Source organism: Stygiolobus sp. RP850M (assembly GCF_037389295.1).
GTDB lineage: Archaea > Thermoproteota > Thermoprotei_A > Sulfolobales > Sulfolobaceae > Stygiolobus.
In genome coordinates this window covers 1-26,074 of sequence record NZ_JBBHKU010000050.1, presented here as the reverse complement: position 1 = coordinate 26,074, position 26,074 = coordinate 1, and the positions used below count along the sequence as shown (strand labels likewise).

Here is a 26,074-nt window from a genome sequence, read left to right as displayed (position 1 = left end):
TAAACCACGTCTTAACATAGGTATAACAGAACCATCGTGGGAAATAAGCTTTTATGAAGTTCTTTTGGAAGTGGGAGTTTGTGCTCAGATCTCGTAATAATAATCAAATATTTCTTGTAGTGAGTAGGTTTTACGAATTAAATATTGTTACCACATTAATTTTTGAAAATAGGTCAGTAAGAGGAAATATAAGCCGTAACATTTAAGGTAGGTAGACTCTAGAGTTAACAATATCACTACTACTTTACAATAGAAACATTGATGTAAAAATTTTATGATTTTGAAAAATTAGTTGAGCGTCTGATCTAGTAATGTGTATTCATAATCTATAAATAATTAAACCTATGAAATTCTTGTATCTCATAGATATTATTAAAAAATAGAAGTACTTAATGCTCATATAGTCTTAAAAACTAAATAGAAAATAAACCTTAAAAGCTCTAACTAAGAATTATTGAAATAATAAGAAAAAAGGGATAAAAGGAAAGACAATAGAACTTTACTTAATCTAAAGCTTAATTTTGGGCAACTCCCATTTATTCCTTATTGCCATAACCCTTATTACCAGAGCAATGGTGAAACTTACTATTGTCGTTACGAGATCCGAGTATCCTAATTGTCTCAGAGAGAAGTAAATTGCTGAGCCTAGAATAGCTACTGTAGCATAAAAGTCCTTAGTAAGTACCATGGGAACTTCGTTAGAGAGAAGATCCCTGATTACACCACCACCCGTAGCTGTGATAGTCCCAACAGTAATTACTAATACCACGTTTTCAGAAACCGAGTATGCCAGAGAAGAACCAGATACTGCAAAAGCTGCTAGACCTATAGCGTCAGCATAAAGTAAGGGCTTTTGACCATGAGAAAAGACCTTGTAGAACGCGAATGTGAACAAGCTTGATAGTAAGGCAACAGTAGGATAAGGCAAGTACGTTAAATTGGTAGGAGGAGTTTTGCCGAGGAGTAAGTCTGCTATTATTCCACCACCTAACGCTGTAGAGAAGCCTAACACCAGTACACCTAAAAGATCCATGTTTTTCTTAATCCCTTTAATTGCACCAGAAACAGAAAAAGCTACAATACCAATGTAATTGGTGGCATCAAGTACCAAGTTCATTAAGGTCTATTCACTAACTAATTATCGGAGTTTAAAGAGCTTTCTATATCGTCTCGTCGATTTAAATTCTAGTTATCCCGAATTGTTAAGTTGATTCTGTCTCCTATTCCTAGGTCCTTCGCCTTCTCATTGACTTGTCCTAATTGTACTAACATTAGTATTTCGTTAGTATTACTTTCTGCTGCAAAAGCTAACACCTCTCTGTCAGGGAAGATTCTGTTAAAGACCCTAACAATATTTTCAGCATCTTCTTTAGTAGGTACTACGAATATTATAGTTTTGAAAGGAATTGAATTTAACATTAGTCTGAAAAATTTACCGTAATCACGAATTACTGATTTAGGAATTCGTCTTGATATTAGTTTTCTCTTATCCACGGATAATGTTCTAAGTATTTCATCGATTTCCTCTACTCCAAAAGGCATACTAATATACTCCAGTTACCCTTATATAAAGTTAAATTAAAGAGTGTTCAAAATGAATACTGGATTAAATTTCGCTAGGGGTATTTTTAATTTGTTTAATCTTTTATCTTATATTTTCTATCTTTGGAATATATAGTTATTTTTGTAATAACTAATAAAAGTTAAAGTAATTATTAGGGAGCAATAGAAGGGATTTATCAATTTGCCCTCCTTGCAACATCAACTTGAGTAGTCCTTACTTCCTTACCCCTCACGGCCGATAACACTAACGCAACTACGAGTACTCCTACAGACACTAAAAACGCGGAATGTAAACCGTTTATAAATTTGCCAGCTACACCACCTATAAGGTCAGAAGTGCCCAGAAAGACCTGAAAAGCTACATAACGCGGAATTGTAAGGGATGCCGCTGTAATCGAGATCACGTAACTCATTAAGATACCCGTGTTGCTTAAAGTCCTTAACATACCAGAAATACTACCATAAGAGTGTTTAGGTGTATTGGCCATTACTGAGCTGTTGTTAGCTGGGTAGAAAAGAGAAGAACCTAACCCACCTATAACGGATAAGCCTACGATATAGATTAGAGGAGTGTCTAAATTTAACGTATAGGAATAAAGGAACGATACTAATGTCATCAAACCTATCCCTACTGTGGCAGGAGTTCTAGCCCCAATCTTATCCGAAAGTCTACCAGCTAAAGGACCTACCATACTCGCTATTACATATCCCGGGACAAGCAATAAAGAAGCGTTCAAAGGAGATAAGCCCCTTATTCCTTGCAAAACATGATTAACAAAAAGGCTGTAGACAAGTACCCCGTACTCTGGAAAAACAATGCCAATAAAGAAGTTGTAAGGACTCTATTTCTAAAGACACTAAAGTCTATAAGCGGGGCTTTAGCTCTTTTTTCTATCACTATAAAGGGAAATAGAAGTCCTAATCCTATTAATATTAGTATCTCATTTTTTAACGCTAATCCTTCGCCCGCCATGTCAGCGCTTCCGTAAGTTATCAGAGATAACGCCGTTCCGAAGAGGATGACCCCATATACATCAACGTCTCTTTTTACCCTATTTACGTCCTTCACTACTCTAAACCCTAAAAGGGATGCTACAACACCTATAGGGACATTAATGTAGAATATGTATCTCCATCCTATCAACGTTGTTATTATTCCACCTAGCACTATTCCTAACACAGCCCCTACATTCCAACCTATTGAAGTATAACCGAAGGCCTTGCCTCTTTCATTAGGAGGAAAGTGGTCTGAAATAATCGCTCCGCTATTAGCCTGCATCATAGAGGCTCCCAGAGCTTGAATACCTCTAGAGCCGATGAGAAAATACGCTGAAGGAGATACTCCGCACAAGGCAGAACCGATAGTGAAGATAATGAAACCTGAGTTGTATACCTTAGCCCTTCCATAAGAGTCTCCTAGTCTCCCTAATTGGGTAGTTAACACAGCAGCTTCTAATAAATAAATTAATATAACCCAGATCATTGTGAAGAGATTAGAATGAAGATCTGTCACGATTGTAGGTAGTGCTAAGATGACTATAGTAGAATCCACAGCACCCATTAATACACCTAATACTACAACCAATAGAAGCAGTGTTCTGTTTGATACCATACAATATTTTTAACGTATATATTTAAATTATCTTCTGACTACTAACTTATTCTTTAATTAGTTTTATTTCAAATTTTTATTAAAAATAAAAAATTATAATGGACTTCCACAATTAGTGCAGAACCTAGCATTTCCAGGGTTCCGATATCCGCATGAAGGACATACTTTGACCTGGTTAAACTGGTAGGGTTGAGTGTAAGGTTGAGCATAATAAGGCATTGTGGTCTGATACCCATACTGATAGCCAGGCTGTGGCATAGTACTTACGGCACCACTGTTTATAAGCCTCTCTATCTCTTTCATGATTTCATGCTCTATCTCGATATTCCACAGTCCTTCTCCAGCTTCTACTAAGAGTCCTACAGGTCCTAATATTAAGTCACCTAAGAATGCCTCAGTAACGTCTTCAGCTTTCACCCAGTTAGCCACTCCCGTTTCTGCTTCAAGGTATCCCTGGCCACCAAAGAGCTTGACTGTGAAAGCCCTATCCGCAGCAAAAAAATGTCTCAAAAAACCTTCTTTTTTAGCCTGAACTATATAGTAATTCCCTGCACCGTAATACTGAGACTGATACCCTTTAAAACTAAACCACTGAAAAAGCTGTACAGCTAACATTTGAAGGTTCACATTTACACCTTGAAATACTTTCTTCATTAACAAAATTTCCTATTTTCAAATCTATTAACTTTATCCGAATACAGCAAGGAGAAAATATTGTCAAAACTTAATATTTATTAGCGTTAGAGCTAAGACGATTAGATAGTATAAAAATGAGCTATAAAACAAGTAGTGGCAAGAATACAGTAAATATTGTACTCTCTTTCGTAATTTCCATTCTAGTTATGATATCGACGTTATTCTTAGCCCCGACGCTTATCTCAGTACCAATTCCACCGTCTATTAACACCGGCGCACTTAACGTAATTACGCAAGGTAATTGGACTCAAGTTGTTAGTGCTGTAGTATCTCGACAAGACTCTATGTTTGTAATTACATTTTCTAACGGGACTTCATTAACCTTAGAAAGGAATAATTTCCTCAAATCAAATTTAGGAGAAATATTTCTGAATAGTTCTAATAATCGTGATGTCATCGAGTTTACCAAGGCTTTCGTGTATTTTTATGAAGATAATTACAGTGGCAAAACCACTTTACTTATAATTAAGGCTTATTATACTCAACCTAATTTCCAAGTCCCTTACGAGATCTATTCAAGTACTCAGGGCTTCAGCGGCACTGAAGGACCTTTCTATTGGGTTGGAAATTCAAGTTATTGGGTTGGTTACTCTAACCAAACTTCCAATCTATCCGTCCTAACTATAGTTAAAACCGTTAGCTTTAACATAACTGTATATCAATATCTGTCTATTCTTCAGCTTATAACGACCTCGAACAACTTATAGCATTTTATACAAAGATATTTTAGCGAGATATGCCTTAACAAGAGCTAATTTCATTACAACCAGATTATCTCTAAGTTAACGATATTCTCCATTTAAGTTGTTATTTTAAACCTTTCATCATTCGGCATTTAATCATCTTTATTCTATCAACTTGTTCCTTCGTGAGATATTGTGAAACCCATTCATAGTTTAACGAGACCAGAAGTAAGATTATACTTTTTTTATCCACTTTGTTTTCTTTATATTGTTCGAATAAGGATAGAGCCATCTCCGTAAACTGATATATATTGCGATAAATTTTATCCAACTGTTTCGATACTTGTAACATTTCCTTTTTTGGCACTGCACACCTTATATCTTTTCTATGAAGATTATGGCGCATAGCTAATGAATGTAACAGCCTCCTCTCTGCTTTATACGCCCTAAATGCTGACAATCTTAGATCGCCTTTCTCTAGTCTGTAATAAGACACAATAAAGTCGTTGTAGCTTATTATGGCATACGTAATTTCATCCCTGATAGTCATTATGATTAATTTACCTTATGGAGGTTTTTAACTTTCGTGAAGTGACTTCTTAGCAACTTACTTTCATGACGAACTGCTGAACCCTACGTAATTATTTAAGTGTTATAGCTCCACACTTATATTTAGATTATAACAAACTCTAGAAGGATTCTCATAACCTATAAATGAACTTTTGCAAGATTCTCAACTAGGTTTAAATTATTCGAATAACTTTTAAAGTAAGAATATTGAGTGACTACTCATGGATATAGGATTAATAATAGGAATATTAATACTAATCTTCGATTTTGCAATCTCTATATGGAACAGTTATAATGCGGGGAAAATATCCAGTTACAGAAAAGGATTAGGAACTTTAGTATTCTTTTTGGGAGGATTCTTGCCAGTAAGTTATGTAATCGCGACAATAATCACATTTATACTAGCATACTTAGGTTACATCTCAATATCAACTACAACATTCATTTTAGGATTCGACTTCCTATTTTTCGGACTAGCAATAATAATGTGGGGAGTAATAGCTACAACCCTAAGCGTTGTAGCCACAGTAAGGGGAAGAAGCTGGACTGCTGGAATAATAAGCGTTTATAACGCCTTTGCAACTATAGCAGATGCGTGGGAATATATCACGGGCTTCCTTTCAGCTTGGAAAAGCATAAGGAGAGCTATAGATTCCAGTGACTTTTCCATTATAGACGTAATAGCCATCCTAGCTATAGCACTCGGCATTGGGTATGTAATCTCTTATGTAGCGTACAAAGAAGGTCTTAAATCTGAGATAGGATATTCTTACGCTTCAAGGAGAATTTTTTAAAAGTATTTAAAAAAAAGTCATAGAACTTTTCTTGCAGTATACGCTATAAGTTCATTCGTCGTAGGGTGTTGGTCTGCGAATTCAGCCAAATCCCTTGCTGTCAATCCGTGGGCTACAGCTTGTCCTAACTCGTTAATAGCAAACCCTGCATGAACACCTACGATCCAGGCCCCTATTAACCTCAAACTACCACGTTCAAAGTAAAGTTTTAAAACTCCGCCCATCTCGTCATACATTTGTGCCATAGGATCATTCTTTAACTCGTAAGAAGCCTCAACGAAGCTGATCCCCATTCTTTTTGCTCCGGAAGGCATAATTCCTACGTAAGAAGCTGGCGGAATTGTGAAGATAGTTACTGGAATACTCTTGAAGTCCACGTAGTCCACTGGCGTGCCATTACTCATAATATTATAAGCTGCTGCAATCGACATCCTTACAGCAGCGTGAAAATATGGAGCCTTTCCATTGACATCACCAGTTGCAAAGACATTAGGTAAGTTTGTTTTCATGGAGTCGTCGACACTTATATGACCTTTACTATCTAGTGCTAAAATTCCTCCAGCACCCTCGGGTAAAACGGGTTTCCTACCCGTAGCAAGCATAACTAGTCCAGTTTCTAAACTCTTCTTATTCCCCTTACCGTCACTATAGAAGACCTCAAACTCTTGTTCCCCTATCTTTTTGATTTCTAGGATAGGGGAGTTATACATTATTTCTAAGCCTAATAGAGGTAATAACGTGTTTACTATTTCGCTTTCGAAACCCTTGAGTACTTTATCGCTCCTTACTAGCAGTCTAACGTTGTAGCCTAACGCCTTAAGGATGGTAGCAGTCTCGAGTGCAATGTAACCTCCTCCTACTATTGTTATATCACCAGGAAGTCTTCTCAAGGACGTTTTGTAGCCATAAAGATCGTCACTTGTTATCGAGAATTCAGACCCAGGGAATTTCGGTTTAACTGGTTCACTTCCAGTAGATATAACTAAGTACCTACCCTTAACCTCGATCATTCCATTTTCGGTTTCGGCTTCTACTGTCTTATTATCTATTAACTTTGCCTTTCCTCTTATTAGCTCTATATTGTCTTTAAATTCCTTTAATTCCTCTCTATGCTGCATATACCTTATTTCCTGAACACGATCCTTGTGATCCTGAATTAGGGAGAAGTCCGGTTTTAAATTAGCTTTCAGAATTCGGTTATTTCTCCAGACTATCTGTGCTAGTTCTCTAATAGTCTTTGACGGGATACACCCTGAAAAAAGGCAGTTACCTCCTAGTTCTCCTTTAGGATCTATGATTACTACTCTGTACCCAGATCTGGCTAGTCTGAATGCACCCGGATATCCTCCACCACCCGCCCCTATTATTATTACATCTGTTTCCATAAAAGTATGTAGAATCGTATGTGTTTAAAAAATCATTTAGAGAGAAGATAAGCGACTTGTTCACTCGTATACCTCTTCGTGAAATCGGTACTTATACAACCGTAAATAACGTTAACAAGCTCTTGAGGAGTATTAGGAGGCAATTGAGGGCGCCAAGAGGCTAGAACAACCTTAGCTTGGTTAATGTAACCCAGTGCCTCGTTTATTCTACCACTGATAAACAGATCAGAGGCTTTATTAAGATAGGGAATTGCAGGGTTATCGTTATGTAGTGTCAGGAGATAGTAAGCTGTAATCCCTAAGGAAAATACGTCCATAGACGGATTCGCCCCTTTTCCCAACACTATCGCTTCTAATTGCTCTGGAGGGCTATAAGCGGGAGTTGCTTGGTTAAACTTTTGCCCGGCTTTTACTGCAGACCCTAAATCACCTAACTTCACGTTACCTACTACGGTTAGATTCTTCAAGACCTCGTCCACTTGGTTTCCAACCTTTTTTGCGAAAAATATATTTTGAGGCTTGACATCTAAGTGAACGTACCCGTTTTTGTGTAAAAAGCTCAAAGCCATAGCTATTTCCCTAATAATTAACTTAACAATTATGGGCCATTGCGGGTAATTAACCAATTGAGTCTTTATCAGATCTGCGGCAGTACCACCTTCCATAAATTCCATAATTATTGCAGGTGGATATTTGAAGTAGGCTTCACTGTTCCCCCTTAAGGCTGATGTAATGTTATTTATATCAACATATATGCCGTAAATTCTCACAAACCGTGGGTTCTTAGACAACTCTTTCAGGTTCTCCGACTCACGAAATAAGTCATCAAAAGATGAGAAACTTAGTGCCCTTGTTTGTGAAGACTCATTTCTCATACTTAATACTTTTATAGCGTAGTATGTTCCGTCCTTTTCAGCCTTTAGAACGTACCCGTTTCCCCCTACCCCGAGGACGGAAAGAACATTATAACCATAGATATCATTACCGACCCAAATCCTTGGATCCCACTTATCCAAAGAAGGCAATATAATGGGCCTCTTAGGCTCTACAACGCTTGTGTATGGTATAATAATCTTTTCTCCTCTGTTTATTATTCCGCTTTCTACATTAGGTTTAAAAACTACTTCACCTATTCTGATCTCTTTCGCCTTCCACAGAGCGTTTTTTGAGCCCAATATAGGAACTAAGATAGGAGACGCTGAACTACTCGAAACGTAATCATAACCTCCTACGTTAACGCTCCACTGGATATTGGAAGGAAGACCCGTTACTAAAAAGGTAGCAAAACAGTGAGGATACTTATCGTATGGTATTGTACCGCTGGTAACGAAATTAATTTCAATCTTTCTCCCCTCTTTCACGTTCCCACTTATCTTGTCTGGCAAATAGTATTTACCTTGCACGAAGGAGGGACAGAGATAAAACTCTACCCTTTTCTCGTTCAACACCAGCTTTCGTCCGGTGACTTTTCTGACAACACCGTTAATCTCTATCTCCCACTGAAAACTATCAGGTATACCCTTTTGCAAAATTACTATAGGATAGCCTTTACCGCTAGCTGCGATTATATTTGCAAAGGCTAAAGTAGTAAATGCAGACGATAGTAATGGCAATGTGAAATCATTAATTAACGGTTCATAAGAGGACAGCTCGTAAGCCACTAGGGCTGAAGCAATAGTAATAACTTCCCAAGCACATGGTATCGCTAAACCGGGTAAACCTAATATTACTGCAAGTAGCACAGACAGAAAAGGAATCCCTAAAATGCTCGTGTTCCCCGATGAAATAATTAAGAGAAGTGATACCGAAAATGATAGTGTAAAGGCTATATACGTTAGATTACGATTAAAAGATGCTAATATAGAAATCAATGACGTCAATATTAACAATGTAACATATAGAAAGGAAAACGACTGAAAAAGCAAGAGCAATACTATAGGGGTGGAAATACTGACAATGGACGCTTTGATTAGTCTTCTATTATAGTAAGGCATAGTAGATAATACTTTTACTCGTCATAAAAAATTAAGCGATGGTAAAATAGCCGAACTGAGTACATTATTAAATAGAAAATTTTCACTGTCTTCCTTAACTTTAGTCGAGTAATTTTAAAACGTTAAATATTATGAACGTTTTTATAATTTGTGAAATTCGGATTTTCTACGTCAGCTTTTCAGTTTGAAGAGACAAACACAAATTCAGACTGGTACGAATGGTTAACCGACGACGTTAATTTATCCACGGGTAAAGTGGTTCCCTACTTACCTTACATGAATGCTTACTTATCAAAGTACTCCGTTATACACGATTTAGCCTCAAAACTTAATGCGAGTATTTGGAGGTTTAACCCTAGCTGGAGTAGGCTTTTTAAAGTAGAAGATAAAATAGATATCGAAACTGTCAATAAATACAAGGAAATCTTGAAAGACTTAAAAGACAAGGGGTTTACAATCATTCTTTGCTTAAATCACTTCGACCTTCCTCTATGGATACATCAGCCCATTATCGCACGCGACTATCTTCTTACCAAAGGAAAACTGGGTTGGTACGACGAGAACACCGTAAGAAAATTCCTAACCTTTGCAAAGTTTATCCGTGACACTTATTCAGAATATGTTGATTTATGGTGCACTTTTAACGAACCCAATATACTGATTAACTTCTCTTATCTTAGCGGAATATTCCCTCCGGGTGTAACTAGCAAAATTGCCTATCAGAAAGCGTTATTAAACGTTATAACAGCTCATAACTTAGTATATGATGAATTTAAGGGCTTAAAAGTAGGGCTTGTCTACAACTTTCCATATGTTCAGGGAAACGACAGAATGGAAGAAGCTGTTTATTCCTTCCTAGAGAAGGTCAAAGTGGATTGGATAGGAGTGAATTACTACTCAAGAATAGCCTATGATAAAAACGGAAGCCCTAAGAAGGGATATGGTGTATTTTGCCAACCTAACTCAACTTCTCTAGACGGTAATCCGACCTCGGATTATGGATGGGAATTATATCCTAAAGGCTTAGAAGAAGTATTAAGAAAAGTAAGTCGATTTTACAAACCTATATATATTACCGAAAACGGAATAGCCGATTCCAAGGATAAACTAAGACCAAACTTCCTTCTTCAACATATGGAGGCAATAAAAAATTCCAGGGTTAAAGTAGAGGCTTACATGTACTGGTCTATAATAGATAATTACGAATGGAACTTTGGCTATGAAATGAAGTTCGGCTTATTTGAATTGGACTTTAGACCCAGACCGAGTGCATTTTTGTTCAAAGAGTTGGTGGAAATCTACTCCAATATTTGAGTGAAAACAAGAGACGAGATGATAAGAAAATAATTATTACACGATAAAATTATTTATACTCCCTTCTCTAGCTTAATAATTACATTGTTTACAAGTCAGCCTTCTTCTGCAACAAGTAACAACTGAGGCAATACCAGATTAGTGCTCCTTATCCCCTACAAGCTAATAAGTTTAGGAAACTCTAAAACTGTTATTTTATAACAATCTAAAATTAACTTGAGAACTAGCGATCATCTTTTAATGAATTAAGAACGTAGCTTATTTTTATGCCTATTATAATAATGGAAGGAATTATAACGAAGGAACACGGCTTACAAAGTTTTAGTTACTTCCATATCGGCGATTAAAGAGCTTAACTGCAAGTTAGAATAGCTTAACATAATTGAAGGAGAGGAATATATTAGCACCATCACTACCCAATTTCCGAAAGCGGTAACACCAACTAATAAGTTTCCGCCTTTTGCTATATAAACAGTATATCCATTAACTAGGGTAGTATATTTTAATGTGTTAGGAGAAGAATAATAGAGCCCATTAGATGTTATATATGCCACAATATTTTGTGCAGCCTGGTTAGTAGACGCATTAAGGTAGATGGAATAAACGTTAACTTCAGAGTTACTATATTCAACTAAACTACCTGCAATTACCCCTTGCACAGACGAAGTTTGATGACCTATGACGTAATAATATATTGTAGATAAATTACTAGTGTTCATAATTATTGACCAACCAGAAGCACCTAGTACACTGTCCAACTGGAATTTGGTGAGATTGTGCACTGAGATAGCAGGAGGAGGTATGTAAAGAGGTGGAAGTAAAATTATGTCGAAGAAATACGGTAACACAACTGAAAGGAGTAATAGTGCTATAGATACGACAGCGACGTCGGCTATTATTGCCTTAACGACCTTTTTCCTCCTATTCTTAGTAGTTTTTACACTCTCTTGATATGAAGCAGGATCTTGAGTATTAACTGGCAGAGGTGGGGGAGGTACTTGGGGAAGAGTTTGTTGTGGTGGCTGATAAGATATTGTCGGTTGTTGAAGTGATTGGCTCTGTGCTTGTTGTGGTTGCTTTAGAGGAAATCCACACTTCTTGCAAAAGTTAGCATGAGGAACATTTAGAGTACCACATCTAGGACATTGAATTAGAGAGGAAAAGTTTACGGTCTGAGAAGAAGAATTGTCAAATTTCATAGTGGTTGGTGTGTTTTGCTGTGGAAAAGTTACAAGAAGATATCCACATCTGGGACAATACAAGAACTCGTCGTTATTTGGATATCCACATCTGGGACAATACTTAACCATACGATAAATAAAAACAACATATTATTAAAAATTGTCCGAAGGTATAAGAAAGTATAAGATACACAAAATCAGTCTAAATCTCTAACTCCTTACAGCTTTTCTTCAATCGTCTTCTTATATAAAACCAATTTACTAACATTAAATAAAAGATAGCCAGAAGGTCACTTCCTATTGTGAAAGGGAGAATGTCAACTTTATAACTATCAAACTCTGGATAGAAGTTTAAGATAGAATCTACTAATGGTAAAGAGAGTAACAAAATAGAAATGATTCTCAATTGTTCAGAAAAGATCAAAAGCTCTTTTGCTAAATTATCTATCTTAATCATTAACCCCGACAAATTATATATTTTCTTTATCTCTTCGTTCGTAACTTTCGCTTTACCTACTACTTCTTTCTGTATATTATCTAACTTTATTTCTTCTTCTACTCTATTAGCTATCAGTATTTCTTCCAGTAATTCTGATAGACTACTTTGAGAAAAAAATTCTACTCCTTCTTCCAAGAACTTTAAGATCAGTTTTCTTTTCCCTTCTCCCAATAAGTAATTTGCATGTCTTTTTAATTCCTTACTAAAATTGTATATAATTACACTATTAACTAATGTAAATGTTGTGAGCCCTAATAGTGATATTAAATTTTCACTCAAACTGGTTTACCTCGTAGGATTGTTTTGTTTTCATAAACTTAATTAATCCTATTACTCTTAATTTCTTTATATTTACATAAAACGACATTGAGTATGATTCACGTCCCATTATACTTATTTCTCCTTAGGATCTATTTATACCTTATTTAATCAATTATGTTTCTTGCTTAATTATATTTACGTTGATAAAACTTATTTTCACCTAAAATTAAAATATGTTAAAACCGCGTAAATCATAGATTTTTAACTAGATTAAACAAACTCTTTACATTATATTTTATAGAGGTTTCCACAAAGTTTCTTAAATTAGACGGTACATTAGATGGAAGGTCTATATTCCAAGATTTTAGAACGATCTTGGCTTCGTCGATACGTTTCAATGTACTACCTACATCATTTCCGTTATAAAGGTCTATTGCCTCATCTAAGTATCTACTAACGGGGGACTCCCTACCCGTAAGCATATAATATGTAGTCATTCCTAGACTGAAAATATCAAATTCTACCTTGGCGCCTAAGCCTAATATAGCATACTCTAACTGCTCAGGAGAACAGTATGCAGGTGTAGCTTGAAAGAACTTTTCTCCTATTCTCACAGCAGAACCTAAATCACCTAGTTTAATTAAGACTTTTCCAGAACTCAACGCATTTGTTATATCATCTAAAGTTCCGTTAACTTTTTCTGACAAGAATATGTTCTGAGATTTCACATCTAAGTGAACGTATCCGTTAGAGTGTATATAGTCTAATGCTATTGCTGTATGCTTTACGATAAACCTAACGATCTCGTACCACTCCTTGGAGTTAGAAAAATAAATTTGAAAAAGGTCTTTAGCAGTCCCCCCGTCCATAAACTCCATAACAATAGCAGGAGGGTATTTCAAATAAGTCTCAGTATCGCCCCTTAGAACCGAGCCTATTTGGTTGACATCTGCAAAGATCCCTGAGATCTTAGCGAGGTAGGGACTGTTATTACTTAACTTAACTAGGTTGTTGGACTCTTTGAACAAGTCCGTAAACTCCCTAATCGCTACGGTTTGAGACCTCGAAAAATTCGGCTTAAGTATTTTTACGGCACATTACTTTCCGTCCTTTTCAGCCTTTACGACGTAACTACTACCGCCTTCGCTAACCGTGTCTACTACACTATAACCGTAAAGCTTGGAGCCTACCCACGCCTTAGGATCCCAATTTTTAATGTCTAATGACCTCTTATCTATTTTCGGTTCGAACTCTAAACCTACAACAGAGCCTCTGATAACTGTACCGGTTTTTTGTTTAGGCTCAAAAACCACGTCACCGTAGGCTATTCGGTCCACTTCCCATTTAATAAATGGATGGTCGAAGACCGGGACCATAATCCTCTCCCTTCCGGTACACTTATGGCCGTTTACTAAGACAGAGAAGTTTAACTCCTTAGGTAAGTTTACCGGAACAAAGACGACCACACATTCTTCATATTTATTCAAAGTACTCGCATCTGTAACTTTTTTGAATACGATTTCGACAGAGTCTCCAGCCCTTACAAAACCCTTGTAATTTAACGGAATATAATACTCGTTACCGTCTTTTACGGGGCATGTGACCCAAGAGCCTCCTCACTGATTATGTTTATCTCCGAATCGGATGTAGGAATTACACTACCGTTGAGATCTACAAACCAAGATAGACCTTTAGGCAAGCCATTAGCTTTAAACGTTACAATTGTGAAGTCCTTACCTTTATATGCCCTCAAATTCATAACGGTTACATAAGTCAATGGTAAAGAAGTCACAAGACCTATAATGTAAAACGGAACCGTATAGGGAGGAATAACAGCGTATAAAGTTGATATTGCTATTAGGATAATCTCAATTATCCCAGCTATTAGAGAACCGGAATAATACTCATAAAAAGCGTAAACTACCACCAAAATAGAGAACACAAGTAAAGGACTGGGGAAACTGACAAAGCTTGAAATTGCTGATGCCAAGAACGTGTATTTCGAGAATTTTCTTTCGTAGGCAGATCTAAGACTGAGTACTACTGCTATTATTCCGGGGACTACGTAAATATCCTTAAATATCAAGCCATAAGACACTAGGATTGGTAACGAAATAAGACTAGAAACAAAAAGTTTCACATTCCCAGGTTTTTCCATAAATTGTACTATTGTTCAAATCTAAAAACTCTTTTTACCAACTCTACTCTTTCTCTCCAGTCAACAATAGGTTTAGGATAAGCCGGTATATTATACTCATATACCTTATGTATAACCGAAGGGGGGTAATCCCTTAATTCCTCTATCCACTCTTTTATGAACTTTGCTTCGGGATCAAACTTTTCTTGTTGTTTCCATGGGTCAAAAACCCTGAAAATATAATCCGTTCCGGTAGACGCTACCCATTGCCAATTCCCGTTGTTAATCGCTGGGTCATAATCGATGAGTTTAGTCGCGAAATACTTCTCCCCCCACCGCCAATCCACAAATAATACCTTCGTCAAGAAGAATGCAACTATCATTCTAAGTCTACCATTGATAAAGCCAGAATTATTTAAAGCCCTCATAGCAGCATCGACTATTGGATAACCGGTTCTACCTTGTTTCCAAGCTTCAAAATACTCTTCATTATTCTCCCAATTTATCGAATCAAATTCCCTTCTGTAACAGTGTCCGAAAATATAAGGGTTATAATAAGCTAAGAGCGTGTAAAAATCCCTCCAATATAGCTCCCTTATAAACGCAGGATCATCCCTCTTCTTGTAATAAGTTTCCCTAATAGACAAAGTTCCGAACTTCAAATGGGGGGACAACATAGTGTAGTTCTTCTCCACAGGATAATCCCTCCTTTTAAAATCCACCTTTCTCTCAAGTAATTTTAACCCTTCAGACCTACCTCCTTTAAGTAGTGGAGACTCAACTTTTATGAAAGATTTCAAAAAGTCCACATCCATGCTGTCTTCCATAACGGTAAAATTGACTCCATCCCTAACATCTCTAGGCTCTCTAACCTTATACTGTAATGCCTTTTTATAAAATGCTGAAAAACTCCTAGTTGGCTTTAATTCTTTAGGAGATAATAACACATCGGTAAATGAGAGAAACTTTATCCCTTTAGACAAAGCGTTTTCTCTCATTTTTTCGTCTCTTTGTATAGCAAAAGGTGTGTAATCCTCATTCACGTAGATTGCGTTTACGTCTAACTTCTTTATAACCTCTTCAGCATTACCAAAGAACACGTTTAATTTTGCATCCCATTTAGTCCTCAACTCTGCGTCAAGCTCTATCAAGGAGTTTATCATAAAAGATGATGCAAACTCCGATTTGTAATTGTTGTGTAACATTTGCCTAGGATCGACTATGAACAAAGGAATTATCTCATCGCAATCATAAGAAGCTTCAACTAACCCTGTATTATCATATATTCTTAAATCACGCCTGAATACGAACGCACATTTCACGTTACTCCTATCTCGTTCTCAATTTAAATGAGTTTGTCCTAAAACATCATATATCAGTCCGGTGGTCCTATAATCACCGCTCAGTATCCCAGCGTCTAACTAATTTTACTTATAGACAAATTAAAATTTTGCTACCCCTTTTTATAAAAGATTTATGGAAAATACTTATATTGTGTAAACCGCTTATGTAATAAGACTACAGAGATGGAGATACTAGAAGTCATAAAGAATGACATGATTAGGGAACTCATTTCGAAATTTAATGTCACTCATGAACTATCTGTGACTATTTCACTGGTAATTGATTGAGGGAAATTCATAAACTTCAGTATTCCAAAAGACGTAAAGAACGTAATTATAATTGTTCCGGAAGATTTTGACTGTAACATAAGGAATCAAATTAAGAGTGTTAGGAGAGAACTTTCTGTAATAGTAATGAAATCGCCGGAAATCAAAGGTAAATTATACGTGCTATATTAATTTTACTATAATAAGTTAAATATTGTTAGTGTAGAATATTATCGTAAAAATTAAATACTAATATCCTAGTTAATATTATTGTAGATGCAGATTAGTAAGTGCCTAATAAAGAGAGACATTCAAGACCTAGAAATCTTTGCAATATTAAATCTTGACGATAAAGGTAGGAATATTAAATTAAAATCTCTTATAGAAAATGGACGAACCTTAAACGGAGACTTACTAAGATTAAGCGATTATATAAGGATTGAAGAGGAGTTACTCTCAGAAGTAGTTAATTTAATTAAGAAGAAATATAACATCATAGGGCTTAAGTCTTCAATATCTCTTGTGTTCTTACTCTTCGGTATTGGTCTTGAAAAAAGAGATAAGTATATGAAAGAGGTAGGTGAAGAGTGGGAAAAAGTGAAAAACACAATAGGGCTATTCCCTTATGAGAAATATTTTGATTATGAATATAATGCTTACGAGTATAATATCAATACCCTTAAAAAATTAGAAGGGAACTCTGAAATATTAGAGCTACCTAAGAATGACTTCGTCCACTTACAGACATGGATAACTGCGATATTACTATCAGAATTTAAAGAAAGAGGAATAAAATTCAAGGCTGTAAAGGAAGGAACAGAACTAACGGGAATAAAAGTAGAAAGCAGATATAAAGACATTGAAGATATATTAGAACGTCTTGAAAAAACTTACGGGAAAATAATAAAGCTTTATACAGGATGGTTTATATTCAACGAATGATACTGAAAAGAACTTTTTCCTTATTATTTGAACCTACAAGAAATTTACAGTGTCAAGTGGTAAAATGGGTTTAAAAAGATATATTCAAAATAAGCCATATGGAATGCGAAAAAGAAGCGTTAACAGTACTTGACATTCTATTTAATAGTAACTTGATCAAAGGGAAGGTTGTATTTGAGGATGATATAAGACATTTAATAAAACACGAGAAATTTATTTGTAAAGAGGAAGAAATAGTAAAAACGCTAAAAATATATCTTAGACCTTTAGGAATAATTATCATAAGAGGAAGCTTTGATAATTATAGAAAAATATTGAAAAACTTTGATGACGGAAGCAAGTTAATTGAGGGAGTGTACGGAGTCGAATACGACTTGGTAGATGAAAATGAATTGCTATATTTACGCATTATACTTTATAACGATTCAGTAATATTACTGAGAGAAAAAGAAGAGAAAAAGTACAAGATTGCTAAAGTAACTGCAATAAGAGCAATAAAAGACATTTCTGAAAGGACTAGGACAAAAGAAGATTTCACTAACATATTTGTAGATTTCTTAGAAAATAATAATGACGATAAAACTATAGAGTGGCTTAAAGACTTCCTTATTCATAAATCCTCTTCCTAAGATAGATCTTTTCATAAAGATTTACCACCTTATCTATTAACTCCTCGCTTATATCTACGTCTTTAACTACCGGCAATCTAATCACTACTTTCGTCTTATAAAAGAATAAATAACCTACGAAACCGTCAACTTTATTATCAAGAGACCTGAACAACCAAACCTTAAATCTGTAAACCTTTCTTCTTACATCCTCAGCCACCTTGACTATGTAGAAGTCATTAACAACAGAGTTATTATCTAGGAAATACTCTTCTAGTAATAACTCTACAAATTTGTTATCTATTAGCCTGAGATCTGATAGCATATAATGCACAATGTTTAATAAAGCGTTAGAGTTAATCAAAAGTAATTAATTACTATTAATACAGTGATATAATTTTGATACATGTTAGTTTACTTTATATTATTGATCTTTCTATCACAAAACTAATGACTAAGAAAAGGAGCACAGCTGAGATAATATATAGTATCCTAAACGCGTGCAGAGAGAGGACTAACAAGACAAAAATTATGTACGCTTCGGCATTGAATTTTGCAGAGCTAAAAAAATATCTTGAAATACTTGTGAGAAACGGATATTTGAAGGAAGAGCAAGAAGGCAAAAGCTCGTATTACAATGTAACAGAGGAAGGAAATAAACTCCTACAAATTCTCGAAAAATATGTAATGGTTATTCATGAAAAAGAAGAGCTAGAGACCAAACTACAAGACGTTCTATCAAAGTTTAAAGAATAAAGTCTTTAAATCAATTTACGAAAAACTTGTAACGCTCCCTTAGACTATGTTAAAATGTACACAAATGTATATTTTTAAATATATAGTGTTTTTTAGTTTCTGAATGCAAAATAATTATCTGTGGAACAAATGGCAAGTAAGATAAAATTCCCCGATGGAAGAGAAGTAGACATTCATGAAGTAATTTCGTTCATGTACGGACTTGGAATAGGAGAGGTAGAAGTATTGCACGTATTGTTAAGCAGAGGACAAGAGTATTCGGCAGACGAACTAGCGGAAGTACTAAAAGTAAGCAAAGCCTCGGTTAACAAGGCACTTAACACCTTGCTAAGTAAAGGACTAATCGAGAGAGAGAAGATAATAACTGATGGTAAGAAGGGAAGACCAGTTTATATGTATAGGGCTAACAAAGAATTAGTAAGCAAAAAACTCAGTGAAGATGTATATAAACTCATACTGAACACTAGAGATACTTTAAAGAAAACTTTAGTTGAGAAAAAGAAAGTTATTTTAGAAACTGCTTAAACATTTTTACCTTACGTCTGCGGGTAAGAGGTGGAGATTTTTACTCTATTCTCGTTGTCATATACGTATATTTCATTAGGATTCTCGTCTTGCGTCCTTTTATGAGAACCGTCACAGAAAGGCTTATTCTTAGACAAACCGCACGCACATATGTAAAAAACCTCTCCATTACTAGCCTTTACTTGATAAGGAAAGTTTTTGTCATGCCTTACTAACCTAGCCATTGCAAGTTATAATAGATAAGGAAAAATATTTATACAGTGAGTGATATACAAATAACTGACTTTCGAAATGAAAGTAAGTGAAAAAAGTAAATTATGTCCCGTAATAGAGTCAATTAAAATTTTCGGAAACGAGAGAAAAATGATAGTGATTTATTACCTATTCGACGGAGGTAAGGGATTTAACGAACTGGAAAAGTTGACTGGACTAAATTCAAAGACACTTTCAACTACCCTAAAGGAATTAGAAGAATCGGGTTTAATAGAGAGAACCATAGTCAGTGATAGACCCTTTCGGGTTAAGTACGAACTAACTGAAAAAGGTAGAGAATTGAGGAGCATTTATGAGGAACTTAGAAGATGGGGAAGCAAATATGCCGTTGACAACGGTTTCCGATAAACCGTGAATTTTATGTCATTTGATATTATTCAACATTCCTAGCTCTTCTATTGAGAGTTTATAAATTTTGTAGTTACATACTATCACGTAGAAGAGAGCCCTACAGTGAACTCAATGAGCAATGTGAGGGGGAGGATGGGTCCGATGAGGCTCCCTATGTCCTTGAAGGGAGTGGTTTAACTACCGCTCCCGTAGACGGCATGGGGAGGGAAATAAGGGGAATGAGGACGAGAGGTTGAATACAAACTCATGAAACCTTAATGAAAGTCCGACCCCTTAAACGGGTGACACTAGAATAACGTTATCTCCCCTTATTATTATAGTTCCGACCTTTCTAGTACTTCCATCACTCATAACCTCTTCGGAGTTTTCTAACACCAAATTCATATGCATATCGTAACTTTTCAATGTGCCCCTCACTACTTTATCACCTTTTAATTTCACAAGAACTGTTGAACCCAAAGATTCGGCTAGCACCTTATGAGCAGTTTCCGCCAATATAACACCCAAGTTAATCACCATCGATTAGGTATTTAACTTTATCTTCACAAAGCCAAACGTCTACAATTATTAAACATAGAAAAAGGCCTACACTCGTTAGCTCAATAATAAAGCTCGGCAAAAATAATAAGAGGACCGGGAAAGAATTGTAACCATCATAAAATGGAAGAAAAACTTTACGCTAAGGCTATAAGCCTTATACTTAAGAATAAGATTTCTCCCGAAAGGGCTTTTGATATAGCTTATAAATCGCTCGGTGTAAGGGGAGAGAGAACAAGTTTATACAGAAAATTTCTGGAAGTTCTTAAAAAATATTACTACTGTTCCTACTTATTTCCTGGGAGAGACGTCTATGAAATAGTGAGAATATTACTCAATGACGATAAAAACATAACCTTTAAACTGCCTGAATGGGCGGAACTAAGATTGAAACTTGTAACCGGTGTAACGTCGAGTAACGAACTACTCGTTAAAGACACTTGGATTAGAATAAACACACTTAAAACAGACATCAAAAGCACAATAGAAGAACTCAAAAGAAAAGGCGTAACTGTCGAAAAAGATACCTTTGATTTCCTATATAAAATTATCAAAACGTACAAGAGGATCTCAGATCTCAAAGAGTTTAAAGAAGGGAAAATCGTCATACAAGATAAAGCCAGCGTTTACCCAGTGATAGTACTAGACCCTAAGCCCGGTGAGAGAATCCTTGAAGTAGGTAGTGCCCCAGGGATGAAGACTTCGCTTATCCAGCAACTAACTAACAACAAGTCCTATGTAATTGCCGTTGACATTTCACAGAAGAGGATCAACACACAAAAACAACTAATGAGAAGACTAGGAGTAGAGAACGTTGAGTTAATTATTGCTGACGGCGCTAATTTACCGGTGAAAAAAGCTGATAAAATCTTGATCGACGCACCATGTACTAACAGCGGAACCATTGCCTCCGACCCTTCAGTATTTCTGAGGCTAAATAAGAGCGATATGTTAAGGCTCTCAAGATTACAAGCAATAATCTTAGAGGAGGCTAGAAGGTTGAGAAAACCCACTGTGTTCTCCACTTGTTCTTTATTCCCTGAAGAAGGCGAAAGACATGCAGAGAGATACGAAAATTATCTAGTTCCGCTAAAATTAGATGAAAGTAACTACGGTTACAAAAAGAGTAGAGTGTGGATGAGGGTAGTTAGATTTTATCCTAACGTACACCATACGGAAGGATTTTTTATATCGAAGTTCGACTTTAGCTTATGAAACAATGTCCGAGATGTGGGCAAATTAACAAGGATATAGCAAACTATTGCGCGAGGTGTGGATATCCGTTATACATTCAGCCCACTTTTCCGAGTCTTTACCAACCGACTTATTACTTCTCTCAGCCTCTACCAACATACTACTATCCTCAGAGCCTTCCTACTTCAAGGGCACAAAAACCGGCTTTCCCGACTTACGCTTTAATTTTGGGGATAGCAGCAGTCCTTACGGCTGTTTTATTAGCTACAATCCGCTAGCTTTTGAAAGTACTTGTAGAAAGTTATAAGAAAATAAAATGCAGGCAAAGCCGGGATCCAAAACAAGTAGGGTAATAGACCGTAAGGCTTGTCTACTATTTCCCCAGCTTCAAAGCTCGCAGCTACGAAAAGTTCTACCGCTACCATTAAGTACATGTAGAATAACCTAACCAGAGCCTTTCTTAAACCTTTGTCAGCCGCGTCAAATAGAAAATAGACACCACTAGCTGAGGCTACTGCATATGCCGGCAATTCTAACCAAGAGTGCGGTAAAGTTAGGAGATAAAGAGATATAGTTAACCCTGGAGTACCTATGATAGAACCGCTAATCGCAACAACCAATCCCGTCTCAATTATACTAAATACCATCATCGCGACTCCCATTAACGGTATAAAATCCAGTGTAGCTACTGCTAAGTTATGGATAAAGATGGTAAAGAGAACGATAAAATAGGGCTTATAAACCAACCCGTTATAAATTACAGTAAGTCCTCCAAACTCAGAGGCAAGGGCAGGGTTATAAAATGAAGAAAACAACAGGAAGAGTCCTACCTCGCCGACAAAGGTTATGATAAAAAGGAATAGTGGACGTACTATTTTCATAGTTTGACTAATTCGTTACCGTCTAAAAAACCTTTTCGTAAAGGCTAAAATTATTATTATTACTTGTTACAATTATTATATTCTTAGCTTTAGTAATTTATATTATTATAGTAATTAAGTTCTTATGAATAAACTTTTTAGTGAGAGAGACTGTATAATCGTATGGGAATCTTTAAAAAAGAAAAGGTATATACTACACAAAAAGACGTGGGACAAATTATAAATCAGTTCGTAACATATCTGCAACAAAAAGGCTTTAAAACACAATATAGGGAGGAAAACGGTAAGGCGATAGTCCAGGCTCAAAAGGGAGGAATTCTTAGGGATTTAATAGCTGCAGATAGAGCTTTAACATTTACCTTCGAGAAGGTAGGAAATCAATTAAAAGTGACAGCAGGCATAGGAAAATGGATACAAAACTTAGCTGTTACAGCTGTAGAGACTATAATACTCTCACCCTTATTCCTTGCCATAGATGTTCCAGAAATGTTATGGACCGAACATGTAGAATCTGAAATTATGAAAGGACTTGAACAAATTGTATCATCCTAAACCAACTCTTTTTCCATGTAAGGATAAGAGTTATGATACCCCTTCTTCCTATAATACTCTCTAGCACCTATACCAGAAAGGACTAAGATCCTTTTTGCGTCAAATTCTTCGGAAGAGACTCTTTCAGCCTCAGCTAAGAGCTTTGAACCGTACCCCTTGTGTTGAAAACTTAGGTCATCCCACAAACCCACCGGAGTCTCAAGACCGTAGATATGGAGTTCTCTCACTATAGTAACCTTTTCGACATCGGAGGGCTTCCTCAACCTTAAATACCCGACTAGCGTACCGTCATCATATTCAAAGGAGAGGAAGACCTCCGTCCCCCTGCTCGCTTCGTAAACATATTTCTTTAACTTAGGCTCTCCTTGAGGTAATTTACCCGTGTGTAACCATTTAATCCCCACTTCCCTGAACCTTATCTCATTTATCTTAATACCTTTCTCCAACGACCTCTCCTCCACTAACTCCCTCAAATTACCCTTCTTATTACCGTCTAAGATTATCGGAGCAGGGATGTCCCTCTGTACTCTCATTACCCTAACCCACGGGGGAATATATCGATACATTTCGGAAATCAGTTCCACTAGAGTATCAGTGTCGTAAGGCTTGTAGAACCCCCTCTTCCACAGCTCAGCTAAAGGTGCTGTCTCGACCACTAAAGTAGGGTAAATCTTCAGCATATCTGGCATGAAGTCCGGATCTGAAAAAAGCCTCTTAAACCCCTCAAGATCCTTATCGGGGTCAGAACCAGGTAGACCTAGCATCACATGATAGACTATCTTGAAACCTTTATCCTTTAGAATCCTTGTAGACTCTATTGAGTCTTTTACAGTGTGACCCCTATTACTCTTCATCAAAAGTTCATCATAGACAGTTTGAACTCCCAGTTCCACTTTAGTAACTCCCAACCTTAGCATCTGCTTAGCCTCTCTCTCCTTTCCCCAATCCGGTTTCGTCTCAACGGTCATCCCGACACATCTGACCGTAGCAGTCTCATTTCTTACCTGAGCATCTTCCAAATACACAAACCCAGGCTTTGTGGGGTTCGGATATCTGTTCATTCCCTCTAACGCTTGGGTCACAAACCACTCTTGGTAATCTAAAGGGGTAGCTAAAAAAGTCCCTCCCATTATTATAAGTTCTACTTTACTCGGGGTATGACCGTTTAACTCATACTGCCTTAAACGTGATTGAACTTGGTAAAACGGGTCATAGTTGTTCTCAATAGCTCTCATCAAAGTCGGTTCCTTACCGTAGTAGCTTTGAGGCGTGTTATACTCAACGCCCCCGGGACAGAAAATACACTTACCGTGAGGGCATCTGTGCGGAGCTGTCATAATCGATACGATAGTAACGCCAGATAACATCCTGACGGGCTTCCTCACTAACATTACGATATTTGATCTCGCGTGAGTATTTAAAATAGTCAGATATTCTCTCCTACTATATAACGAAATATGTCTAAAAGTAAATAATCAAAATTTTTAACTGTAAGTATATACTAAATTTACTCATGAAGCTGACTTGGAGATCAGTACTCATCTCCGGAATGGGGGTATTTTCAGACGGTTATAACTTATACTCATTATCATTAATGATCTACACAATCTCTGCATTTATACCAATGAATAAGTTATTAGAGGGCTTACTGGTCGCGGGATCTTATCTCGGTGCAGCGTTCTCCGCGTTATTGTTCGGTTTAATTTCCGATTTAGAAGGAAGAAAGAGAATGTACGGAATAGACGTCACTCTAATGGCAATAGGAGCCGCACTACAAGCCTTCTCACAAAATTATAATGAACTCTTCTTATCGAGGCTATTACTCGGTATGGGGGTCGGTGCAGACTACGTACTATCACCGATAATTGTTGCTGAAAACGCCGATAAGGATAAGAGAGGAAAGGCAATGGTAATAACTTTCGCCGTAATGTGGGGTCTGGGAGCAGTACTGGCAGCGTTCGTAGACCAAGTCACCTTACCATTACCATCCTCAATAGCATGGAGGATAGTATTAGGCTTCGGAGCAATCCCTGCACTTTCCGTCATATTCGCCAGAAGAAAGCTGAGCGAAACTTTACTTTTCCTTTCAAGAGTGAGACCGATAGAGAAGGAAATCAAGAACTTAGAGAAAGAAGGGGTGAGCCTACGTGTTAACGTTGATACTGAGAGTTTCAAACAGAGGTTTGCGTCCTCTCTTTTCCTAATAATAGTATCTGCAATATTGTGGTTACTTTACGACGTTTACTCCTCCACTTTTGCAATCTACGGTCCTATAACCATTGCCTATAACTTGGGAATAACACCTATAATGTTCACTTACATCGCCCAGTTCTTTGCGGGAATTCCGGGACAATTACTCTGCATACTCTTGATAGACAAGATAGGGAGAAAACCGCTTATAATTATAGGCTACACCGGAGTTTCAACATGGTTAATCCTTTATTCACTACTGCTTTTAGACCCCTCTATTTTCGGCTTGCCTAAGGCTAACCAACTCACCGGAGAAGGAGCAGTTTTAGGTCTGACTTTCTACATGCTAAACTATCTATTCTCCGCAATGGGGCCTGCGTCAATAATAGGCTCAGGTATGGTCACTCCCGAGCTGGTCCACACTAAAGTTAGGGGGACTTCACAAGCTATTAGTGTAGCTGTCGATAGGACAGCTTCAGCCACTGTAATTTCGCTCTTCCCTTCACTAGTTTCGATTATAGGATTAGGTGGAATGGTAGGAATTTACGGTTTAGTAGCGTTGTTATCAGCACTGATAACACTATTTCTAGTACCAGAAACGAAGGGACAAGAACTGGATAAAATCGGAAATTTGGTTTCCAGGGGTTAGAATCCTAAAGATAATGACTAAACCTCTCACCCTTAACTATATAACTGAATAGCATAATTCTTGCTTCAGATCGTTATTCCTAGCTAATACCAAATCGGGAAAATAAGAAAGCATGTTCTCCTGCTAATATCTTCATTCTCGAAATAGTCAAAAAACCCTTTTCCAAGCGTAAAATTTTTCCTAACAATAGTTTAATACTGTAAACATTGACCAGAATTTATGGAAAAAGCTACATTAGGCGGAGGGTGTTTTTGGTGCACAGAAGCGGTTTTTTCAAGGGTAAAAGGAGTAATAGACGTTAAGCCTGGGTACGCCGG

At 36.7% G+C, this 26,074-nt stretch carries 31 protein-coding genes and 1 pseudogene; 14 read left to right on the top strand and 18 right to left on the bottom strand.

From position 1 onward, the window contains the following. Nucleotides 1-508: 508 nt before the first annotated feature. From WIW52_RS05725 to WIW52_RS05710, 4 genes and pseudogenes are all read right to left on the bottom strand, one after another. Complete coding sequence (locus WIW52_RS05725) at nucleotides 509-1,117, bottom strand: trimeric intracellular cation channel family protein (protein WP_337709188.1); 609 nt, start codon at nucleotides 1,115-1,117, stop codon at nucleotides 509-511. A gap of 68 nt (nucleotides 1,118-1,185) precedes the next feature. Then, nucleotides 1,186-1,542 (bottom strand): hypothetical protein, encoded by a 357-nt coding sequence (locus tag WIW52_RS05720; RefSeq protein WP_337709186.1) that lies wholly within the window; start codon nucleotides 1,540-1,542, stop codon nucleotides 1,186-1,188. 197 nt (nucleotides 1,543-1,739) lie between these two features. Further along, nucleotides 1,740-3,175: pseudogene (locus tag WIW52_RS05715) on the bottom strand (MFS transporter). A 93-nt stretch (nucleotides 3,176-3,268) separates the two neighbouring features. After that, nucleotides 3,269-3,829: a zinc ribbon domain-containing protein gene (locus tag WIW52_RS05710; protein WP_337709184.1), complete on the bottom strand. Its 561-nt coding sequence runs from the start codon at nucleotides 3,827-3,829 to the stop codon at nucleotides 3,269-3,271. 116 nt (nucleotides 3,830-3,945) lie between these two features. Between WIW52_RS05710 and WIW52_RS05705 the strand changes: the two genes are divergently transcribed. Further along, complete coding sequence (locus WIW52_RS05705) at nucleotides 3,946-4,578, top strand: hypothetical protein (RefSeq protein ID WP_337709183.1); 633 nt, start codon at nucleotides 3,946-3,948, stop codon at nucleotides 4,576-4,578. A 100-nt stretch (nucleotides 4,579-4,678) separates the two neighbouring features. Here WIW52_RS05705 and WIW52_RS05700 read toward each other — a convergent pair whose 3' ends face one another. Beyond that, on the bottom strand, nucleotides 4,679-5,104 hold the full coding sequence (locus tag WIW52_RS05700; RefSeq protein ID WP_337709182.1) for a hypothetical protein: 426 nt from the start codon (nucleotides 5,102-5,104) through the stop codon (nucleotides 4,679-4,681). A 241-nt stretch (nucleotides 5,105-5,345) separates the two neighbouring features. On the opposite strand from WIW52_RS05700, the gene WIW52_RS05695 reads away from it, so the two are divergent. Beyond that, entirely contained in the window at nucleotides 5,346-5,918 is a 573-nt protein-coding gene (locus WIW52_RS05695; RefSeq protein WP_337709180.1) for a hypothetical protein, read from the top strand. A 17-nt stretch (nucleotides 5,919-5,935) separates the two neighbouring features. Here the strand turns inward: WIW52_RS05695 and WIW52_RS05690 are convergent, their stop codons facing one another. Then, nucleotides 5,936-7,303 (bottom strand): dihydrolipoyl dehydrogenase, encoded by a 1,368-nt coding sequence (locus WIW52_RS05690; protein WP_337709179.1) that lies wholly within the window; start codon nucleotides 7,301-7,303, stop codon nucleotides 5,936-5,938. Nucleotides 7,304-7,335: 32 nt separating this feature from the next. Continuing rightward, nucleotides 7,336-9,297, bottom strand: coding sequence for a serine/threonine-protein kinase (locus WIW52_RS05685; RefSeq protein WP_337709178.1), 1,962 nt, complete (start codon nucleotides 9,295-9,297; stop codon nucleotides 7,336-7,338). Between the two features lie 150 nt (nucleotides 9,298-9,447). Here WIW52_RS05685 and WIW52_RS05680 point away from each other — a divergent pair, with 150 nt between their 5' ends. Further along, nucleotides 9,448-10,611, top strand: a complete 1,164-nt coding sequence (locus tag WIW52_RS05680; protein ID WP_337709177.1) for a family 1 glycosylhydrolase — start codon at nucleotides 9,448-9,450, stop codon at nucleotides 10,609-10,611. Nucleotides 10,612-10,922: 311 nt separating this feature from the next. Here WIW52_RS05680 and WIW52_RS05675 read toward each other — a convergent pair whose 3' ends face one another. From WIW52_RS05675 to WIW52_RS05650, 6 genes are all read right to left on the bottom strand, one after another. Beyond that, on the bottom strand, nucleotides 10,923-11,921 hold the full coding sequence (locus WIW52_RS05675) for a zinc ribbon domain-containing protein (RefSeq protein ID WP_337709175.1): 999 nt from the start codon (nucleotides 11,919-11,921) through the stop codon (nucleotides 10,923-10,925). Nucleotides 11,922-11,994: 73 nt separating this feature from the next. Then, complete coding sequence (locus tag WIW52_RS05670; protein ID WP_337709173.1) at nucleotides 11,995-12,570, bottom strand: hypothetical protein; 576 nt, start codon at nucleotides 12,568-12,570, stop codon at nucleotides 11,995-11,997. A gap of 233 nt (nucleotides 12,571-12,803) precedes the next feature. Continuing rightward, on the bottom strand, nucleotides 12,804-13,637 hold the full coding sequence (locus tag WIW52_RS05665; RefSeq protein ID WP_337709258.1) for a protein kinase domain-containing protein: 834 nt from the start codon (nucleotides 13,635-13,637) through the stop codon (nucleotides 12,804-12,806). A gap of 12 nt (nucleotides 13,638-13,649) precedes the next feature. Beyond that, on the bottom strand, nucleotides 13,650-14,039 hold the full coding sequence (locus WIW52_RS05660) for a hypothetical protein (protein ID WP_337709172.1): 390 nt from the start codon (nucleotides 14,037-14,039) through the stop codon (nucleotides 13,650-13,652). A gap of 101 nt (nucleotides 14,040-14,140) precedes the next feature. Further along, nucleotides 14,141-14,710: a hypothetical protein gene (locus WIW52_RS05655; protein ID WP_337709171.1), complete on the bottom strand. Its 570-nt coding sequence runs from the start codon at nucleotides 14,708-14,710 to the stop codon at nucleotides 14,141-14,143. Between the two features lie 8 nt (nucleotides 14,711-14,718). Further along, nucleotides 14,719-16,011 (bottom strand): cryptochrome/photolyase family protein, encoded by a 1,293-nt coding sequence (locus tag WIW52_RS05650; RefSeq protein WP_337709169.1) that lies wholly within the window; start codon nucleotides 16,009-16,011, stop codon nucleotides 14,719-14,721. Between the two features lie 318 nt (nucleotides 16,012-16,329). Here WIW52_RS05650 and WIW52_RS11280 point away from each other — a divergent pair, with 318 nt between their 5' ends. The 3 genes from WIW52_RS11280 to WIW52_RS05640 all read left to right on the top strand — a co-directional run bounded on the left by WIW52_RS11280 (nucleotide 16,330) and on the right by WIW52_RS05640 (nucleotide 17,870). Continuing rightward, nucleotides 16,330-16,491: a DUF4898 domain-containing protein gene (locus tag WIW52_RS11280; RefSeq protein WP_443295574.1), complete on the top strand. Its 162-nt coding sequence runs from the start codon at nucleotides 16,330-16,332 to the stop codon at nucleotides 16,489-16,491. Nucleotides 16,492-16,575: 84 nt separating this feature from the next. Beyond that, nucleotides 16,576-17,241 carry a hypothetical protein gene (locus WIW52_RS05645; RefSeq protein ID WP_337709168.1) on the top strand — a complete coding sequence of 222 codons (666 nt, stop codon included), beginning with the start codon at nucleotides 16,576-16,578 and terminating at the stop codon, nucleotides 17,239-17,241. Nucleotides 17,242-17,339: 98 nt separating this feature from the next. Further along, nucleotides 17,340-17,870: a hypothetical protein gene (locus tag WIW52_RS05640; RefSeq protein WP_337709166.1), complete on the top strand. Its 531-nt coding sequence runs from the start codon at nucleotides 17,340-17,342 to the stop codon at nucleotides 17,868-17,870. Here WIW52_RS05640 and WIW52_RS05635 read toward each other — a convergent pair. Further along, on the bottom strand, nucleotides 17,848-18,174 hold the full coding sequence (locus WIW52_RS05635) for a hypothetical protein (protein WP_337701204.1): 327 nt from the start codon (nucleotides 18,172-18,174) through the stop codon (nucleotides 17,848-17,850). The genes WIW52_RS05640 and WIW52_RS05635 overlap by 23 nt on opposite strands. A gap of 125 nt (nucleotides 18,175-18,299) precedes the next feature. On the opposite strand from WIW52_RS05635, the gene WIW52_RS05630 reads away from it, so the two are divergent. Both WIW52_RS05630 and WIW52_RS05625 read left to right on the top strand, forming a co-directional pair. Further along, entirely contained in the window at nucleotides 18,300-18,605 is a 306-nt protein-coding gene (locus tag WIW52_RS05630; RefSeq protein WP_337709164.1) for a DUF4364 family protein, read from the top strand. 129 nt (nucleotides 18,606-18,734) lie between these two features. Beyond that, a complete protein-coding gene (locus WIW52_RS05625; protein WP_337709257.1) occupies nucleotides 18,735-19,130 on the top strand; it encodes a helix-turn-helix domain-containing protein in 396 nt (131 codons plus the stop codon). 11 nt (nucleotides 19,131-19,141) lie between these two features. Here the strand turns inward: WIW52_RS05625 and WIW52_RS05620 are convergent, their stop codons facing one another. Continuing rightward, nucleotides 19,142-19,354, bottom strand: coding sequence for a CDGSH iron-sulfur domain-containing protein (locus WIW52_RS05620; RefSeq protein ID WP_337701197.1), 213 nt, complete (start codon nucleotides 19,352-19,354; stop codon nucleotides 19,142-19,144). 67 nt (nucleotides 19,355-19,421) lie between these two features. Between WIW52_RS05620 and WIW52_RS05615 the strand changes: the two genes are divergently transcribed. After that, complete coding sequence (locus WIW52_RS05615) at nucleotides 19,422-19,751, top strand: winged helix-turn-helix transcriptional regulator (RefSeq protein ID WP_337709163.1); 330 nt, start codon at nucleotides 19,422-19,424, stop codon at nucleotides 19,749-19,751. A gap of 276 nt (nucleotides 19,752-20,027) precedes the next feature. On the opposite strand, the gene WIW52_RS05610 is transcribed toward WIW52_RS05615, so the two are convergent. Further along, a complete protein-coding gene (locus WIW52_RS05610) occupies nucleotides 20,028-20,249 on the bottom strand; it encodes an LSM domain-containing protein (protein ID WP_337709255.1) in 222 nt (73 codons plus the stop codon). 165 nt (nucleotides 20,250-20,414) lie between these two features. Between WIW52_RS05610 and WIW52_RS05605 the strand changes: the two genes are divergently transcribed. Next, nucleotides 20,415-21,506, top strand: a complete 1,092-nt coding sequence (locus tag WIW52_RS05605; RefSeq protein WP_337709162.1) for an RsmB/NOP family class I SAM-dependent RNA methyltransferase — start codon at nucleotides 20,415-20,417, stop codon at nucleotides 21,504-21,506. Continuing rightward, nucleotides 21,503-21,763 (top strand): zinc-ribbon domain-containing protein, encoded by a 261-nt coding sequence (locus WIW52_RS05600; RefSeq protein ID WP_337709160.1) that lies wholly within the window; start codon nucleotides 21,503-21,505, stop codon nucleotides 21,761-21,763. Before WIW52_RS05605 ends, WIW52_RS05600 begins: the two co-directional genes overlap by 4 nt. Here the strand turns inward: WIW52_RS05600 and WIW52_RS05595 are convergent. Beyond that, nucleotides 21,746-22,366, bottom strand: coding sequence for a stage II sporulation protein M (locus WIW52_RS05595; protein WP_337701189.1), 621 nt, complete (start codon nucleotides 22,364-22,366; stop codon nucleotides 21,746-21,748). The two genes, WIW52_RS05600 and WIW52_RS05595, sit on opposite strands and share 18 nt — an antisense overlap. A gap of 162 nt (nucleotides 22,367-22,528) precedes the next feature. Here WIW52_RS05595 and WIW52_RS05590 point away from each other — a divergent pair, with 162 nt between their 5' ends. Then, nucleotides 22,529-22,918: a hypothetical protein gene (locus WIW52_RS05590; protein ID WP_337709159.1), complete on the top strand. Its 390-nt coding sequence runs from the start codon at nucleotides 22,529-22,531 to the stop codon at nucleotides 22,916-22,918. Here the strand turns inward: WIW52_RS05590 and WIW52_RS05585 are convergent. Continuing rightward, nucleotides 22,915-24,342, bottom strand: coding sequence for an elongator complex protein 3 (locus WIW52_RS05585; protein WP_337709253.1), 1,428 nt, complete (start codon nucleotides 24,340-24,342; stop codon nucleotides 22,915-22,917). The genes WIW52_RS05590 and WIW52_RS05585 overlap by 4 nt on opposite strands. 89 nt (nucleotides 24,343-24,431) lie before the next feature. Here WIW52_RS05585 and WIW52_RS05580 point away from each other — a divergent pair, with 89 nt between their 5' ends. Continuing rightward, nucleotides 24,432-25,757, top strand: a complete 1,326-nt coding sequence (locus tag WIW52_RS05580) for an MFS transporter (protein ID WP_337709158.1) — start codon at nucleotides 24,432-24,434, stop codon at nucleotides 25,755-25,757. Nucleotides 25,758-25,976: 219 nt separating this feature from the next. Next, the coding region (locus WIW52_RS05575) for a peptide-methionine (S)-S-oxide reductase (RefSeq protein WP_337709252.1) at nucleotides 25,977-26,074 on the top strand (98 nt) is incomplete at its 3' end.

Excerpts from the sequence above, each read along its gene's own strand:
- WIW52_RS05725 (WP_337709188.1), bottom strand. The coding sequence starts at position 1,117 with ATGAACTTGGTACTTGATGCCACCAATTACATTGGTATTGTAGCTTTT.
- WIW52_RS05720 (WP_337709186.1), bottom strand. The coding sequence starts at position 1,542 with ATGCCTTTTGGAGTAGAGGAAATCGATGAAATACTTAGAACATTATCC.
- WIW52_RS05710 (WP_337709184.1), bottom strand. The coding sequence starts at position 3,829 with ATGAAGAAAGTATTTCAAGGTGTAAATGTGAACCTTCAAATGTTAGCT.
- WIW52_RS05705 (WP_337709183.1), top strand. The coding sequence starts at position 3,946 with ATGAGCTATAAAACAAGTAGTGGCAAGAATACAGTAAATATTGTACTC.
- WIW52_RS05700 (WP_337709182.1), bottom strand. The coding sequence starts at position 5,104 with ATGACTATCAGGGATGAAATTACGTATGCCATAATAAGCTACAACGAC.
- WIW52_RS05695 (WP_337709180.1), top strand. The coding sequence starts at position 5,346 with ATGGATATAGGATTAATAATAGGAATATTAATACTAATCTTCGATTTT.
- WIW52_RS05690 (WP_337709179.1), bottom strand. The coding sequence starts at position 7,303 with ATGGAAACAGATGTAATAATAATAGGGGCGGGTGGTGGAGGATATCCG.
- WIW52_RS05685 (WP_337709178.1), bottom strand. The coding sequence starts at position 9,297 with ATGCCTTACTATAATAGAAGACTAATCAAAGCGTCCATTGTCAGTATT.
- WIW52_RS05675 (WP_337709175.1), bottom strand. The coding sequence starts at position 11,921 with ATGGTTAAGTATTGTCCCAGATGTGGATATCCAAATAACGACGAGTTC.
- WIW52_RS05655 (WP_337709171.1), bottom strand. The coding sequence starts at position 14,710 with ATGGAAAAACCTGGGAATGTGAAACTTTTTGTTTCTAGTCTTATTTCG.
- WIW52_RS05645 (WP_337709168.1), top strand. The coding sequence starts at position 16,576 with ATGCAGATTAGTAAGTGCCTAATAAAGAGAGACATTCAAGACCTAGAA.
- WIW52_RS05640 (WP_337709166.1), top strand. The coding sequence starts at position 17,340 with ATGGAATGCGAAAAAGAAGCGTTAACAGTACTTGACATTCTATTTAAT.
- WIW52_RS05635 (WP_337701204.1), bottom strand. The coding sequence starts at position 18,174 with ATGCTATCAGATCTCAGGCTAATAGATAACAAATTTGTAGAGTTATTA.
- WIW52_RS05630 (WP_337709164.1), top strand. The coding sequence starts at position 18,300 with ATGACTAAGAAAAGGAGCACAGCTGAGATAATATATAGTATCCTAAAC.
- WIW52_RS05625 (WP_337709257.1), top strand. The coding sequence starts at position 18,735 with ATGGCAAGTAAGATAAAATTCCCCGATGGAAGAGAAGTAGACATTCAT.
- WIW52_RS05620 (WP_337701197.1), bottom strand. The coding sequence starts at position 19,354 with ATGGCTAGGTTAGTAAGGCATGACAAAAACTTTCCTTATCAAGTAAAG.
- WIW52_RS05615 (WP_337709163.1), top strand. The coding sequence starts at position 19,422 with ATGAAAGTAAGTGAAAAAAGTAAATTATGTCCCGTAATAGAGTCAATT.
- WIW52_RS05605 (WP_337709162.1), top strand. The coding sequence starts at position 20,415 with ATGGAAGAAAAACTTTACGCTAAGGCTATAAGCCTTATACTTAAGAAT.
- WIW52_RS05600 (WP_337709160.1), top strand. The coding sequence starts at position 21,503 with ATGAAACAATGTCCGAGATGTGGGCAAATTAACAAGGATATAGCAAAC.
- WIW52_RS05595 (WP_337701189.1), bottom strand. The coding sequence starts at position 22,366 with ATGAAAATAGTACGTCCACTATTCCTTTTTATCATAACCTTTGTCGGC.
- WIW52_RS05590 (WP_337709159.1), top strand. The coding sequence starts at position 22,529 with ATGGGAATCTTTAAAAAAGAAAAGGTATATACTACACAAAAAGACGTG.
- WIW52_RS05580 (WP_337709158.1), top strand. The coding sequence starts at position 24,432 with ATGAAGCTGACTTGGAGATCAGTACTCATCTCCGGAATGGGGGTATTT.